At 60.8% G+C, this 13,221-nt stretch carries 15 protein-coding genes; 5 read left to right on the top strand and 10 right to left on the bottom strand.

Annotated elements, in window-relative coordinates; genetic code table 11:
* Positions 1 to 18 precede the first annotated feature (18 nt).
* Positions 19 to 498, bottom strand: coding sequence for an RNA pyrophosphohydrolase (locus tag NR164_RS04500; protein ID WP_026139795.1), 480 nt, complete (start codon positions 496 to 498; stop codon positions 19 to 21).
* 143 nt (positions 499 to 641) lie between these two features.
* On the opposite strand from NR164_RS04500, the gene NR164_RS04505 reads away from it, so the two are divergent.
* On the top strand, positions 642 to 1,298 hold the full coding sequence (locus NR164_RS04505) for an HAD family phosphatase (RefSeq protein WP_046381729.1): 657 nt from the start codon (positions 642 to 644) through the stop codon (positions 1,296 to 1,298).
* Positions 1,299 to 1,409: 111 nt separating this feature from the next.
* Here NR164_RS04505 and NR164_RS04510 read toward each other — a convergent pair whose 3' ends face one another.
* Positions 1,410 to 1,823 (bottom strand): DUF2269 family protein, encoded by a 414-nt coding sequence (locus tag NR164_RS04510; RefSeq protein WP_017845059.1) that lies wholly within the window; start codon positions 1,821 to 1,823, stop codon positions 1,410 to 1,412.
* A 41-nt stretch (positions 1,824 to 1,864) separates the two neighbouring features.
* Positions 1,865 to 3,379, bottom strand: a complete 1,515-nt coding sequence (gene ilvA / locus NR164_RS04515; RefSeq protein WP_046381728.1) for a threonine ammonia-lyase, biosynthetic — start codon at positions 3,377 to 3,379, stop codon at positions 1,865 to 1,867.
* A 135-nt stretch (positions 3,380 to 3,514) separates the two neighbouring features.
* On the opposite strand from ilvA, the gene rpiA reads away from it, so the two are divergent.
* Entirely contained in the window at positions 3,515 to 4,186 is a 672-nt protein-coding gene (gene rpiA, locus NR164_RS04520; protein ID WP_017845061.1) for a ribose-5-phosphate isomerase RpiA, read from the top strand.
* A gap of 31 nt (positions 4,187 to 4,217) precedes the next feature.
* Here the strand turns inward: rpiA and NR164_RS04525 are convergent, their stop codons facing one another.
* The 4 genes from NR164_RS04525 to NR164_RS04540 form a co-directional block, all read right to left on the bottom strand.
* Positions 4,218 to 5,132 carry an SdiA-regulated domain-containing protein gene (locus tag NR164_RS04525; RefSeq protein WP_046381727.1) on the bottom strand — a complete coding sequence of 305 codons (915 nt, stop codon included), beginning with the start codon at positions 5,130 to 5,132 and terminating at the stop codon, positions 4,218 to 4,220.
* 118 nt (positions 5,133 to 5,250) lie between these two features.
* The gene (locus NR164_RS04530; RefSeq protein WP_256822360.1) at positions 5,251 to 6,177 is read right to left on the bottom strand and encodes an SdiA-regulated domain-containing protein; all 927 of its coding nucleotides are present in this window, start codon (positions 6,175 to 6,177) and stop codon (positions 5,251 to 5,253) included.
* A 171-nt stretch (positions 6,178 to 6,348) separates the two neighbouring features.
* Positions 6,349 to 7,014, bottom strand: coding sequence for a fumarylacetoacetate hydrolase family protein (locus NR164_RS04535; protein ID WP_017845064.1), 666 nt, complete (start codon positions 7,012 to 7,014; stop codon positions 6,349 to 6,351).
* A gap of 22 nt (positions 7,015 to 7,036) precedes the next feature.
* Complete coding sequence (locus NR164_RS04540; protein WP_046381725.1) at positions 7,037 to 8,431, bottom strand: FAD-binding oxidoreductase; 1,395 nt, start codon at positions 8,429 to 8,431, stop codon at positions 7,037 to 7,039.
* A gap of 367 nt (positions 8,432 to 8,798) precedes the next feature.
* Here NR164_RS04540 and serA point away from each other — a divergent pair, with 367 nt between their 5' ends.
* A complete protein-coding gene (gene serA, locus NR164_RS04545; protein WP_017845066.1) occupies positions 8,799 to 10,028 on the top strand; it encodes a phosphoglycerate dehydrogenase in 1,230 nt (409 codons plus the stop codon).
* Between the two features lie 67 nt (positions 10,029 to 10,095).
* Here the strand turns inward: serA and NR164_RS04550 are convergent, their stop codons facing one another.
* A complete protein-coding gene (locus tag NR164_RS04550; protein WP_046381724.1) occupies positions 10,096 to 10,536 on the bottom strand; it encodes a DUF4399 domain-containing protein in 441 nt (146 codons plus the stop codon).
* Between the two features lie 133 nt (positions 10,537 to 10,669).
* On the opposite strand from NR164_RS04550, the gene NR164_RS04555 reads away from it, so the two are divergent.
* Positions 10,670 to 11,164, top strand: coding sequence for a transporter substrate-binding domain-containing protein (locus tag NR164_RS04555; RefSeq protein WP_079444886.1), 495 nt, complete (start codon positions 10,670 to 10,672; stop codon positions 11,162 to 11,164).
* Position 11,165: 1 nt separating this feature from the next.
* Here the strand turns inward: NR164_RS04555 and NR164_RS04560 are convergent, their stop codons facing one another.
* Both NR164_RS04560 and NR164_RS04565 read right to left on the bottom strand, forming a co-directional pair.
* Positions 11,166 to 11,666 (bottom strand): DUF523 domain-containing protein, encoded by a 501-nt coding sequence (locus NR164_RS04560; protein WP_079444887.1) that lies wholly within the window; start codon positions 11,664 to 11,666, stop codon positions 11,166 to 11,168.
* A gap of 2 nt (positions 11,667 to 11,668) precedes the next feature.
* Entirely contained in the window at positions 11,669 to 12,301 is a 633-nt protein-coding gene (locus NR164_RS04565; protein WP_177031846.1) for a 2OG-Fe(II) oxygenase, read from the bottom strand.
* Positions 12,302 to 12,432: 131 nt separating this feature from the next.
* On the opposite strand from NR164_RS04565, the gene NR164_RS04570 reads away from it, so the two are divergent.
* Positions 12,433 to 13,185, top strand: a complete 753-nt coding sequence (locus NR164_RS04570; protein WP_017845071.1) for a DUF2059 domain-containing protein — start codon at positions 12,433 to 12,435, stop codon at positions 13,183 to 13,185.
* The last annotated feature ends 36 nt before the right edge of the window (positions 13,186 to 13,221 follow it).

Raw genomic sequence — 13,221 nt, forward strand, 5'->3', positions numbered from 1 at the left:
CGGGGTCGAACTCCGTCGTCAGTCGCGCGTTAAAAGGCGCGGGGCAAGCTCTTTGAGAGCGCGACGATAAACCTCGCGCTTGAATGTCACCACCTGGCCCAACGGATACCAATAACTGACCCAACGCCAGCCATCGAACTCCGGTTTACCGGTCAAATCCATCCGCACCCGCTGCTCGTTGGAGATCAGGCGCAGGAGAAACCATTTCTGCTTCTGGCCGATACACAGCGGTTGGCTGTGGGTACGCACCAGGCGTTGCGGCAAACGATAACGCAACCAGCCACGGGTACAGGCCAAAATTTGCACATCTTCGCGCTCAAGGCCGACTTCTTCGTTCAACTCGCGGTACAAGGCGTCTTCAGGGGTTTCGTCAGGGTTGATCCCACCTTGAGGAAACTGCCAGGCATCTTGGTTGATTCGGCGAGCCCATAGGACCTGTCCGGAATCATTCGTAAGAATAATCCCGACATTAGGACGGAAACCATCGGGGTCGATCACGGCAACAACCTCGCAAACGCATGTCGTCGCATTGTTCCACAAAGGTTGTTCCAGCGGCAACGAGGCTTCTTAGCTTATGTGCAGTCTTGTGAAAAGACCGTATTCTGGACGCCTTTTTACAGACTTTTCAGCGGGTAACTGTAATGCGCCTGGCTTTATTCGACTTGGACAACACGCTTCTGGGGGGTGACAGCGATCACGCCTGGGGCGATTACCTCTGTGAACGCGGATTTCTCGACCCGGTGACCTACAAGGCACGCAACGACGAATTCTATCAGGACTACCTGGCCGGCCAGCTGGATAACGCGGCCTACCTGAATTTTTGCCTGGAAATCCTCGGCCGCACCGAAATGGCCCAATTGGAGGCATGGCACAACGACTACATGCGCGACTGCATCGAGCCGATCATGCTGCCGCAGGCATTTGAACTGCTGGCCAAGCACCGCGCCGCTGGCGACAAGCTGGTGATCATCACCGCGACCAACCGCTTCGTCACCGCGCCAATTGCCGCACGCCTGGGCGTAGACGCCCTGATCGCCACCGAATGCGAGATGGAAGACGGCCGCTACACCGGGCGCAGCACCGATGTGCCGTGCTTTCGCGAAGGCAAGGTGACGCGCCTGAACCGTTGGCTGGAAGAAACCGGGCACAGCCTGGAAGACAGCTACTTCTACAGCGATTCGATGAATGACTTGCCGCTGCTGGAGCAGGTGACGTATCCGATCGCGGTAGACCCGGACCCGAATCTGCGGGCTGAGGCTGAAAAACGCGGCTGGCCGGTGATTACGCTGCGGAGCTGATGGCCCTATCGGGGGCAAGCCCCCTCCCACATTTAACTGCATTTCAACGGATGTACGCGGTTAAATGTGGGAGGGAGCTTGCTCCCGATGCAGACAACTCGGTCCCAAGCCTTAAACCGGCTTGGCCCCCATCAACCCCGCAATCGCCACAAACCCCACCAGGCTGACCACCGCCAATGCCAAGGTGAAATTCAGGCTACCGCCCTCGCCCTTGCGCAAGCGATTGAGCCGCGCCACCAGCCAGAACCAGCACAGCGCCGCGACGGTGTAGAGCAGGCTGGAACCCAGGATCCAGGTCTGCCCCAGCGGCCAGCCGACCAGATGCACCAGCCACCAGCCGGTAAACGGCATGCTGATCAGGCAGATCCCCATCAACAACCATACGAACGCCCACGGGCGCTGCACGGTGATCGCCGGGCCGGCACTGCGTTTGCGCCAGGCCAGCAGCGCCAGGCCGAGGCCGCTGAGCAGCAGCAACACGGTCGCCGCCATGTGGATAACTTTGAGGGTGGTCAGGGTTTCCATGTGTCGTCTTCCTTAAAGGCCGCCCCAATCAGCGTAGTCGCTCAACCGAGGAACAGTTTGTAAGCCGGGTTATCGCTTTCATCCCAGTACGGGTAGCCGATGGCTTCAAGGGCTGCCGATACCAGATGGCGCTCGTCCGCCGGGACTTGCAGGCCGGCGACCACGCGGCCGTCGGCTGCGCCGTGGTTGCGATAGTGGAACATCGAGATGTTCCAGCGCCCGCCTAATTTGTTAAGAAAGTTGAACAAGGCGCCCGGCCGCTCCGGGAATTCGAAGCGAAACACCACTTCATCGCTGACCTTCGCCGCGTGCCCGCCGACCATATGGCGGATGTGCAACTTGGCCAGTTCGTTCTCGGTCAGGTCGAGCACCGGGAAACCCTGGCTGGTCAGGCTGGCGATCAATGCGCTGCGCGGATCGTTTTCCGGATGGGTCTGCACACCGACGAAAATGTGCGCCTCGCGGCCGGAGTGGTAGCGATAGTTGAATTCGGTGATCTGGCGCTTGCCCACGGCCTCGCAGAACGCCTTGAAGCTGCCCGGCTTCTCGGGGATGGTCACGGCGATGATGGCTTCGCGGCCTTCACCCAGCTCGGCGCGCTCGGCCACATGGCGCAGGCGGTCGAAGTTGACGTTGGCGCCGGAGTCGATGGCCACCAGGGTTTGCCCGCTGACGCCACGGCTCTCGACGTATTTCTTGATGCCCGCCACACCCAGGGCGCCCGCTGGCTCGGTGATGGAGCGGGTGTCGTCATAGATGTCCTTGATCGCCGCACAGATTTCATCGGTGCTGACGGTGATCACTTCGTCCACATAGTCTTTGCAGATGTCGAAGGTGTACTGGCCGATCTGCGCCACCGCCACGCCATCGGCAAAAATCCCCACGGTTGGCAGCACCACGCGCTCGCCAGCGGCCATGGCGGCCTGCAGGCAGTTGGAGTCGTCCGGCTCGACGCCGATGATCTTGATCTCCGGACGCAGGTATTTCACATACGCCGCGATACCGGCGATCAGCCCGCCGCCGCCGACCGGCACAAAGATCGCGTCCAGCGGCCCAGGGTGCTGGCGCAGGATCTCCATCGCCACGGTCCCCTGCCCGGCAATGGTGTGCGGGTCGTCGTAGGGGTGAATGTAGACGTAGCCTTTTTCGTCGACCAGTTTCAGCGAGTAGGCCAGGGCTTCCGGGAACGAATCACCGTGCAGCACCACTTTGCCGCCACGGGAACGCACGCCTTCGACCTTGATTTCCGGGGTGGTCTTGGGCATCACGATAGTGGCCTTGACCCCCAGCACCTTGGCCGCCAGGGCCAGGCCCTGGGCATGGTTGCCCGCCGAAGCGGTGACCACGCCGCGCGCGCGCTCATCGGCCGTCAACTGGGTCAGCTTGTTGTACGCGCCGCGAATCTTGAACGAGAACACCGGCTGCAAGTCTTCCCGCTTGAGCAAGACCTTGTTGCCCAGCCGCTCGGAGAGCTGGCGGGCGGCCTGCAACGGGGTTTCTATGGCAACGTCGTAAACGCGCGAGGTGAGGATCTTTTTGACGTACTGTTCAAGCATCGGCAGGCATCACTGGGCGGAGTGGGCAGGGTCGACGAGTCTAACTCAGCGTTTGGCCGGGCGACCACACGAATCCAAAGGTTTTGATGGGTTATACTCGCGCCCTCTCTACTCCCCGCCCGTTCCGGAGCCCGCATGACCCAGGATCAACTCAAACAGGCAGTGGCCCAGGCCGCCGTCGATTTAATCCTTCCTAAACTCGATGACAAGAGCATCGTCGGCGTCGGCACCGGCTCCACCGCCAACTGCTTCATCGATGCGCTGGCCAAGCACAAGGGCGCGTTCGATGGCGCCGTGGCCAGCTCCGAAGCCACCGCCGCGCGCCTCAAGGGCCATGGCATTCCGGTGTACGAGCTCAATACCGTCAGCGACCTGGAGTTCTACGTCGACGGCGCCGATGAAAGCGACGCGCACCTGAACCTGATCAAGGGCGGTGGCGCGGCCCTGACCCGCGAGAAGATCGTCGCGGCCGTGGCCAAGACCTTTATCTGCATCGCCGACGCCAGCAAACTGGTGCCGGTACTCGGCGCCTTCCCGCTGCCGGTGGAAGTGATCCCGATGGCCCGCAGCCACGTGGCCCGCGAGCTGGTGAAGCTGGGCGGCGACCCGGTGTACCGCGAAGGCGTGTTGACCGACAACGGCAACATCATCCTCGACGTGTACAACATGCAGATCACCAACCCGGTGGAGCTTGAGACGCAGATCAACGCCATCGTCGGCGTGGTCACCAACGGCCTGTTCGCCGCACGCCCGGCTGACGTGCTGCTGCTGGGCACCGCGGAAGGCGTGAAAACCCTCAAGGCCTGATGCACAACCGAATGTGGGGTCGGCGGTGTGTTCAGGATTCTGGTTTCTTGAACACGTAGAACAGGTTCGGCTCGCTGACCAGGTACAACGTACCCACGTCATCCATGGCGATCCCTTCGGCCTGCGGCACCCGCGCATTCAGGCCATGGCGCCCGTTAAGCAGCGACAAACTGCTTAACGGGCGACCGTCGATATCCAGCTCCAACACCAGGAACGATTCATCCGACAGCGCCAGTAAATGGCCGCTGCGTTCGTCGTATTGCAGGCTCGACAGGTCGCGCACGAACAGCCCGGCATCGCGCTTGGGGTTGTTGATGACGTGGACCGAGTAGGTTTTTTCCGGTTTGAAATGGGGAAACCCGTGAACCTCATAGATCACCATCGGGTCGCGTTCCTTCGCCACGAACAGGCGCTTGCCCACCGAGTCGTAGGCAAGCCCTTCAAACCCCTTGTTGCCCCCCACATGCACACCCAGGGTCATCTGCTCCGCATCGGCGGCGTCGAGGAACTGCGTATCGTCGTCCACATGCACCTTGATCAGGCGCTGTTGGCGCTCATCGCTGATGACATAGATGTTGTCGCTGATAAATTCCACGGCCTCGGCATCCCCGAAGCCGACCAGGGGAATCCGTCGCAGGATCTTGCCAGCGAGGGACAGCTCGACCAGCTCGGCGTTTTTGTTGGTGACGGTAAACAGGCTTTTACGCACCGGGTCGTAGGTCAGCGCGGAGACGTCGTCTTCCAGGCCTTCGATCACCTGGCCCTCGACGCTGACCCGGTAATCCGCCAGGCCAATGGCGCGTTCGTCAACAGGCTGGCCCCACACCTGCCAATTGAACCAGGCCCGTTCGAACAGACGAAACTGTTGTGCGACAACGCCCGCGCCCATCAAGGCGATCAGCACCAGTATGAAAAAAGCCGGTTTGGGGCGGGCAAGTCGACGCATCGGGCGGGCTCAAAGTCAAAAATGGCGAATGAATATCACGCCCGCCTGAATTTAAACTTAAACGCGCCCGGTGTGTGGCGTATGCCGCGGATAGAGAAATATCCGACGTAATCGGTTGTTATTTCTGTTTTTCGAAACGATAGAACAGGTTCGGCTCACTGACCATGTAGAGGTTGCCGTTCTCGTCCAGGGTCACGCCTTCGGCACGCGAGATCGTGTTCTTGAGGCCGTTGAAGCCGCCGAGCAAGGTCATGAAGCTGACTGGCTCGCCCTTTTCATCCAGTTCCAGCAGCAGGTGGGACTCGGCCGACAGCGCCAGCAGGTGCCCGGTGCGCGGATCGATGGCCAGCGCCGAGAGGTTGCGCATGTCGAGCTTTGTATTGGCGAGCTTTTGCTTGTCACCGACCAGGGTCTGGCTGCCGTCGCTTTTCCAGGTGAACAGCGCCGGCGGGCGTTCTTCGCCGAGCACGAACTGCTGGTTGCGCTTGTCCCAGGTGACGCCTTCAAAAGCTTTGTTCTGGTCTTTGGACGGGCCCAGGTCGTAACTCGGGAAGTCGGCCTTGTTCAACGCCGTGGTGCTGGCGTCGACCTTGACGATGGTCAGGCTGTGCTGGCGTTCATCGACCACGGCCATCAGGCCGTTTTCCATCACCGTCACACCTTCCGGGTTGTTCCAACCGTTAAGGGGCATCTTGCGCAGCACATCGCCTTGCAGGGTCAACTCGACGAGGAATGGATTTTTGCCCATGACGGAAAACAGGGTTTTCGTCTGCGGGTTGTAGGACAGGTCCGAGGCCTCGTCCTTCTCCATACCGGGCAGCAGCTTGGCGTCGATGACGGCGCGGTAATCCGGGAGCCACACGCTCGCTTGGCGTTTGGCCGGGCTTTCAAAACGCTCCACGACCCACAACACACCGCGATCGTCCCAATGCATGGCCCAGGCAACGCCATACACGATCGCCCCAACCAGAAGCAGCCAGGAATACCAGCGCAGAGCAAAACGAGAGCGTGGCTTGGGGGTAAAGGTAGGCAGGGACACGGCCATTGGGCGCTTTTTCCGGAAAGTCAGCGTTAGGTGAAAGCACAGGAATAACCGGCCCGCGCGCTAGAGGCTGAAGATTATCCGGATGGGGTGTGAAAAAAATGCAAACAACCGAAACGGGTGCGGGACCTGTGGCGAGCGAGCTTGTTCGCTCGCCACAGGGTTGTGCCGAAGTTAGCGAACGCTGCTTTCGAAGCGGGTCACACCGGACAGTTCCAGCACCAGCTTGTCACCGACATTCAACGGCCCAACGCCAGCGGGGGTGCCGGTGAGGATCACGTCGCCGGCCTGCAGCGAGAAGCAGCCGGCCATGTACTGGATCATCGGGATGATTGGGTTGAGCATGGCCGCGCTGTTGCCATTCTGGCGCACTTCGCCGTTGATGCTCAGGCGAATGCCGATATCGGTCAGGTCCGGGAAGGTGCTGCCGACCACGAACGGCGCGATCACCGCCGCGCCGTCGAAGGACTTGGCGATTTCCCACGGCAAGCCCTTGGCTTTCAATTCGGCCTGCTTGTCGCGCAGGGTCAGGTCCAGGGCCGGGGCGAAGCCGGAGATGGCATCGAGCACTTCTTCGCGGCTGGGCTTGGTCGACAGGGGTTTGCCGATCAGCACCGCAATTTCCGCTTCGTAATGCACCGAACCGCGTTCGGTCGGGATGCTGAAACCGCCTTCCAGCGCCACAACGCAGCTGCCCGGCTTGATGAACAGCAACGGCTCGGTCGGTACCGGGTTATCCAGTTCCTTGGCATGTTCGGCGTAGTTGCGCCCAATACACACCACTTTACCCACCGGGAAGTGGATGTTGGTGCCGTCGACATACTTGTGCTGGTAGCTCATGGAACGACTCCTTCAGGGGCGGTTAAACAGCGAAGATCTTGCCGGGGTTCATGATCCCGTTCGGGTCAAACACCGCTTTCACGGCCTTCATGTATTCGATTTCAACCGGCGAGCGGCTGTAGGTCAGGTAGTCGCGCTTGGTCATGCCCACGCCGTGTTCGGCGGAGATCGAGCCGTTGTACTTCGCCACGGTTTCGAACACCCACTTGTTCACGGTGGCGCACTTGGCGAAGAACTCATCCTTGCTCAGGTTTTCCGGCTTGAGGATGTTCAGGTGCAGGTTGCCGTCGCCGATATGGCCGAACCAGACGATTTCGAAGTCGGGGTAGTGTTCGCCGACGATCGCGTCAATTTCCTTCAAGAATGCCGGCACTTTCGACACCGTGACCGAAATGTCGTTCTTGTACGGCGTCCAGTGGGAAATGGTCTCGGAGATGTACTCGCGCAGTTTCCACAGGTTGTGCAGCTGGGTTTCGCTCTGGCTCATCACGCCGTCCAGCACCCAGCCCTGCTCGACGCAGTGCTCGAAGGTTTCCAGGGCGTGGTTGGCGACTTCTTCGGTGGTGGCTTCGAATTCCAGCAGTGCGTAGAACGGGCACTCGGTCTCGAACGGCGCCGGCACGTCACCACGGCCGAGGACTTTGGCCAGGGCCTTGTCAGAGAAAAACTCAAAAGCGGTCAGGTCCAGCTTGCTCTGGAATGCGTGCAACACCGGCATGATCGCGTCGAAGTCGGTGGTGCCGAGCACCATCGCGGTGAGGTTTTTCGGCGCACGGTCCAGGCGCATGGTGGCTTCCACGACAAAACCCAGGGTGCCTTCGGCGCCGATGAACAGCTGGCGCATGTCGTAGCCGGTGGCATTCTTGATCAGGTCGCGGTTCAGTTCCAGCACGTCGCCTTTGCCGGTGACGACCTTCATGCCGGCGACCCAGTTACGGGTCATACCGTAGCGAATGACCTTGATCCCGCCGGCATTGGTGCCGATATTGCCGCCAATCTGGCTCGAACCGGACGAAGCGAAGTCCACCGGGTAGTACAGGCCGTGCTCTTCGGCGACGTTCTGCAATTGCTTGGTGACCACGCCCGGCTGGCACTTGGCGGTGCGGTCGGTGAGGTTCACCTCGAGGATCTGGTTCATATAGTCGAACGAGACGACCACTTCACCATTGGCCGCAACGGCGGCAGCCGACAGGCCGGTACGCCCACCGGACGGCACCAGCGCGACCTTGTGCTCATTGGCCCAGCGCACGATGGCCTGCACCTGTTCAACCGTCTTGGGGAATACGATGGCAGTCGGGGCCGGGGCGAAGTGCTTGGTCCAATCCTTGCCGTAAGCCTCCAGGGAGTCGGCGTCGGTCAGCACTTTGCCGGGCTCAACCAGGGTCTTTAGCTCATCAATCAGGGCAGGATGGGTCATCGACAGAACTCTCGAACAATTCATGGTCATCCTGAGAACGCTTCACGTCGCAGGAATAGGTGTTTAGCGGGGCGCGTATGCTAGCATACCGCCCCCGTAGGACAGAGCCCAAGGGCGTTCTGCGGTGACGGCTTTCCTGCCGTCCGGGTCAGCTCTGTGCCCTGATTTACCAATACGTTTCTGTTTGACGAGTGGCTGTTGTCGTCAGGCAAGGCGCCGCGACGACTCATAGCTGGGGCTATGGGGAGGAGCGGCAACGCAGCATGACGGCAACAGACGCCGTCAAACGGGAACAGTATTGGTGAATCAGGACACATCCGGCGATCCGATTCCCTGCCATTTTTCTCCGGGATACAGGTTTACGCAGATGAGCAAGACTTCTCTCGATAAGAGCAAGATCAAGTTCCTTCTTCTGGAAGGCGTCCACCCATCGGCTGTCGAAGTTCTGAAAGCCGCCGGGTATACCAGCATTGAGTACATCACCAGTTCTCTGCCGGAAGCCCAGCTCAAGGAAAAGATCGCCGACGCGCACTTCATCGGCATTCGCTCCCGCACTCAACTGACCGAAGAGGTCTTCGATCACGCCAAGAAACTCGTGGCGGTCGGCTGTTTCTGCATCGGCACCAACCAGGTCGACCTTAACGCAGCGCGCGAGCGCGGCATCGCGGTGTTCAACGCACCGTACTCCAACACCCGTTCCGTCGCGGAGCTGGTGCTGGCCGAGGCCATCCTGCTGCTGCGCGGCATTCCGGAGAAGAATGCCTCCTGCCACCGTGGCGGCTGGATCAAGAGCGCAGCCAACTCCTTCGAAATCCGCGGCAAGAAGCTGGGGATCATCGGTTACGGTTCGATCGGCACTCAACTGTCGGTCCTGGCCGAAAGCCTGGGCATGCAGGTGTTCTTCTATGACACCCTGACCAAGCTGCCACTGGGTAACGCCACGCAAGTGTCGAGCCTGACCGAGCTGCTGGGCATGTCCGACATCGTCACCCTGCACGTGCCGGAAACCGCTGAGACCCAGTGGATGATCGGCGAGAAGGAAATCCGCGCGATCAAGAAAGGCGGCATCCTGATCAACGCCGCCCGCGGCACCGTGGTCGAGTTGGACGCCCTGGCCGACGCGATCAAGGACAAGCACCTGATCGGCGCCGCCATCGACGTGTTCCCGGTGGAGCCACGCTCCAACGACGACATCTTCGAAAGCCCGCTGCGTGGCCTGGACAACGTGATCCTGACCCCGCACATCGGCGGCTCCACCGCTGAAGCCCAGGCCAACATTGGCCTGGAAGTCTCGGAAAAGCTGGTCAAGTACAGCGACAACGGTACGTCGGTGTCCTCGGTCAACTTCCCGGAAGTGGCCCTGCCGGCTCACCCTGGCAAGCACCGTCTGCTGCACATCCACCAGAACATCCCGGGTGTGATGATGGAGATCAACAAGGTCTTCGCGGAAAACGGCATCAACATTTCCGGTCAGTTCCTGCAGACCAACGAGAAGGTCGGCTACGTGGTGATCGACGTCGACGCCGAGTACTCGGACCTGGCGCAACAGAAGCTGCAACACATCAACGGCACGATTCGTTGCCGCGTGTTGTTCTAACGCTCCAAACGCCCTACGAAAAATGGGAGGCCCGCAGGGGTCTCCCATTTTTTTGTCTGAACAAATCTTACTTGACGTTAACCGTGATCACTTTCGACGCTACAGTCGGGTTGAACTGCATGTGCAGTTTATCGCCGGCGACCAGTTGCAAGGTGTGCTTGCCAGGGGTCAGGGTCAGCTCGGTTTCGGTCTGGGCCTTGCCGAAGTGGATTACGCTGTCGGTGGCCGGGATCGGCACGCTGGCGTCGGGCAGCGCCTTCTGGTCGACCAGCAGGTGATGGTGGCCGGTGCCTGGGGTCTGGTCGGTGGCCGGGGCCAGTTTCAGACCTTCCATGCCGAATTTGACGGTGAAGGTTTTATCGACGGTGGCGCCGTCTTTCGGCGAAACGATAAACACTTTGGCATTTTCAGGTGGCGCGCTGCGAGGGATGCCGTCTGCGGCGGTCACCAACATCGAAGCACCCAATAGTACGCCGGCAATCGTTACACGAGACAAAAGGGCTTTCATTCGCTTCTCCACTTTTCTATGAAATTTGTAGGGTTATGACAACTTAGCGACTAATTGCTGTCCAAGGCACTCAACACCATAACAAAGCGATGCTGAACCGCGCCTCGCACATTCGAATTATTTAGGAGTGACCATGCGCTTTTCGCCTGGCCTGTTACTGCTGCTTCCTCTGATGAGCCCCTTGGCTCACGCCGAATTGATCGATGATGTGTTTGACCGCGGTGAACTGCGCATCGCCCTCGAGGCCAATACCCCGCCCTTCAACTTCAAGGACGGCGAGAAACTCACCGGTTTTGAAGTGGAACTCGGTGAACAACTGGCCAAAGAGATGGATGTGCGCCCCTCGTTCATCACCACCGACGACAGTGACATGCTGCCCGGCGTGGCAAGCGGCAAGTACGATGTGGCCATCAACCATATCGCTATGACTGCCGAGTTGCAGGATCAGTTCGATTTCAGTGAGCCTTATCGCGACAAGCCGGCGCTGGCCATTCCGTTCCAGAAGGGCAACCCGGCGTTCAAGGCGAGCCTGGACAATGCGCTGCAACGGGTGAAAGCCGATGGCCGGTTGAAGGCGCTGGGGCAGAAGTGGCTCGAAAGCGACACGGCGGAAGCCAAAGCACAGTAAATCAAAATGTGGGAGGGCTTGGGAGACGGGCCAGGGCTTGCGCCGCCTCAAGCAACTCCAACTCACTGAACACCAACACCCCATGGCGCTTGAGCAGCGCCGCCGTGACACCCTCGCCGCTCACCTTCACACCGCTGAAAGTGCCGTCATAGGTCAGCACATTGCCACAGGACGGGCTATTGGCCTTGAGCACGGCGATACGGATATTGTGGCGCTGCACCAGCGCCAACGCCTGGCGGGCGCCGTCGAGGAAGGCGGCGCTGAAGTCCTCGCCCGCGGCGGTCAGCACCTGGGCGCGGCCCTCCCACACGTCGATACCCTGCCCGCCCGGAATCTCGGCGGAAGGCCTGGGCGTGGGCAAACCGCCCGCCACTTCCGGGCAGATCGCAACCACGCGGCCCTCGGCCTGCCATGCCGCCAGTTGATCGAACGGCCCGCTGGCACCGCCGTCGTAGCGCACTTTGTGCCCGAGCAGACAGCGGCTGACGAGAATTTTTTCCATGCTTAAAACGGCTCGTTACCGCGCCGACGAAACCAGCCGGTCAGCGACAGGCGCTCGCGGGTAGCAGGCAGCACTTCGTGGGGCACTTCGCCGGACAGGAACACCACCAGGCAACCCCCGCTGGGCACCACGTCGAGTTCGACGCCGTCCTTGAGGTACATGCGCAACTGGCCGCCGTGTTCCGGCAGCCACTCGTCGTTCAAGTAGATCACCGCCGAGACCGTGCGCCGGTCGTCGTCGCGAAACCGGTCCAGGTGCCTGAGGTAAAACGCCCCCGGCGGGTACATCGCGAAATGGCTTTCGAAATCTTCCAGGCCGAGGAACAAGCTGCGGTTTATCGCCAGGCGCAGGCTGTCCATCACCGCCATATAGCGGTCGCAGACGACGGCGTCGCCCTCCTCCAGCCACTGGATATGGTCGCCACGAATACCCTCGCGAATCTCCTGGGCCGGCCCGCGCCCGACCGCCGCCGGGGCCAGTTCACCTTCAGCCGCACGTTTACGGCACTCAGCCGCCAGTTCCAGGGTCAGAGCCTGGGGCAGGAAGCTGTTTTGCTGCGACCAGCCCTTTTCGGCCAGGTCGTCGACAATGCGTTGCAGCAATGGGTGATCGTGGGATATTTGCATGGCGCGCATAGTATCCATACGCCTGTGAATCCGACAGAGCCGCTGAGCGTCTGAACGCACTTTAGTCAGGTGACTGATAGGACTTCTCGACAAATCCTACGCCCGACACGGACAATAGTGGCCGACTGACAGGAGTCCATATGCGTCGTTTGTTTTTTTCCTTGCTGATGTTCTGCGTTTTGCCCGCTTGGGCAGACGGCCATGACCAGTTGTACAAGGTCGCCGGCTGGGCCGAACAACGCGCGCATTTCAATGACGCCCTCAGTGCCGCCCAGCAACGCTACCGCAACAGCCTGCCGCCAGCGGTGTACCAGGCGCTGGTCGACAACAGCAACAAGCGCTTCGCCGCCCAGGCCGTGGACCGGCGCGCCGAAGCCCAACTGCGCAAGCACCTGGCGGACCCGGCACCGGCCCTGGCGTTTTTCCAGTCGCCGCTGGGGCGCAAGATTGTCGCTGCCGAACTGCTGGCCACCCGCCGCGACCAGCTGGCAAAAAATGCCCAAGGCCTGCCGCACATCGAAGCCGACGCCACCCGCAGCCTGATCATCGGCCACCTGGCCCAGGCCCTGCCCGCCCGCGAAGCCGGCGCCGAAGTCAGCTTGGCGATCGCCGGCGTGGCTGCCGACAGCTTGAGCCAGATGATCCCCGGCCTGTTGGGCGGCGGCCAGGCCCAGGGCATGCTGGATGGACAACGCGAACGGCTGATGCAACAGATCGGCAATGACCTGAACAACACGTTGCTGTACGTCTATCGGGATTTGTCCGACCCGGAGCTGGAAGAATTCGCTACGTTTGCCGAGTCGCCGCAGGGTAAGGCGTATTACCAGGCGGCGCTTGCGGCCGTGCGCGCAGGGCTGGCGGTCGGTCAAAGCACCTCAAGCCTGGCGCAGTAGGAAATGTGGGAGGGGGCTTGCCCCCGATAGCGGTGG

The organism is Pseudomonas sp. Pse79, assembly GCF_024519615.1.
GTDB lineage: Bacteria > Pseudomonadota > Gammaproteobacteria > Pseudomonadales > Pseudomonadaceae > Aquipseudomonas > Aquipseudomonas veronii.

Bases quoted from the DNA above. Each gene is read 5' to 3' on its own strand.
- NR164_RS04525 (WP_046381727.1), bottom strand. From the start codon at position 5,132: ATGCGTCGACTTGCCCGCCCCAAACCGGCTTTTTTCATACTGGTGCTG.
- NR164_RS04560 (WP_079444887.1), bottom strand. From the start codon at position 11,666: ATGGAAAAAATTCTCGTCAGCCGCTGTCTGCTCGGGCACAAAGTGCGC.
- rpiA (WP_017845061.1), top strand. From the start codon at position 3,515: ATGACCCAGGATCAACTCAAACAGGCAGTGGCCCAGGCCGCCGTCGAT.
- NR164_RS04530 (WP_256822360.1), bottom strand. From the start codon at position 6,177: ATGGCCGTGTCCCTGCCTACCTTTACCCCCAAGCCACGCTCTCGTTTT.
- NR164_RS04570 (WP_017845071.1), top strand. From the start codon at position 12,433: ATGCGTCGTTTGTTTTTTTCCTTGCTGATGTTCTGCGTTTTGCCCGCT.
- NR164_RS04535 (WP_017845064.1), bottom strand. From the start codon at position 7,014: ATGAGCTACCAGCACAAGTATGTCGACGGCACCAACATCCACTTCCCG.
- NR164_RS04540 (WP_046381725.1), bottom strand. From the start codon at position 8,431: ATGACCCATCCTGCCCTGATTGATGAGCTAAAGACCCTGGTTGAGCCC.
- ilvA (WP_046381728.1), bottom strand. From the start codon at position 3,379: ATGCTTGAACAGTACGTCAAAAAGATCCTCACCTCGCGCGTTTACGAC.
- NR164_RS04555 (WP_079444886.1), top strand. From the start codon at position 10,670: ATGCGCTTTTCGCCTGGCCTGTTACTGCTGCTTCCTCTGATGAGCCCC.
- serA (WP_017845066.1), top strand. From the start codon at position 8,799: ATGAGCAAGACTTCTCTCGATAAGAGCAAGATCAAGTTCCTTCTTCTG.
- NR164_RS04550 (WP_046381724.1), bottom strand. From the start codon at position 10,536: ATGAAAGCCCTTTTGTCTCGTGTAACGATTGCCGGCGTACTATTGGGT.
- NR164_RS04505 (WP_046381729.1), top strand. From the start codon at position 642: ATGCGCCTGGCTTTATTCGACTTGGACAACACGCTTCTGGGGGGTGAC.
- NR164_RS04510 (WP_017845059.1), bottom strand. From the start codon at position 1,823: ATGGAAACCCTGACCACCCTCAAAGTTATCCACATGGCGGCGACCGTG.
- NR164_RS04565 (WP_177031846.1), bottom strand. From the start codon at position 12,301: ATGCGCGCCATGCAAATATCCCACGATCACCCATTGCTGCAACGCATT.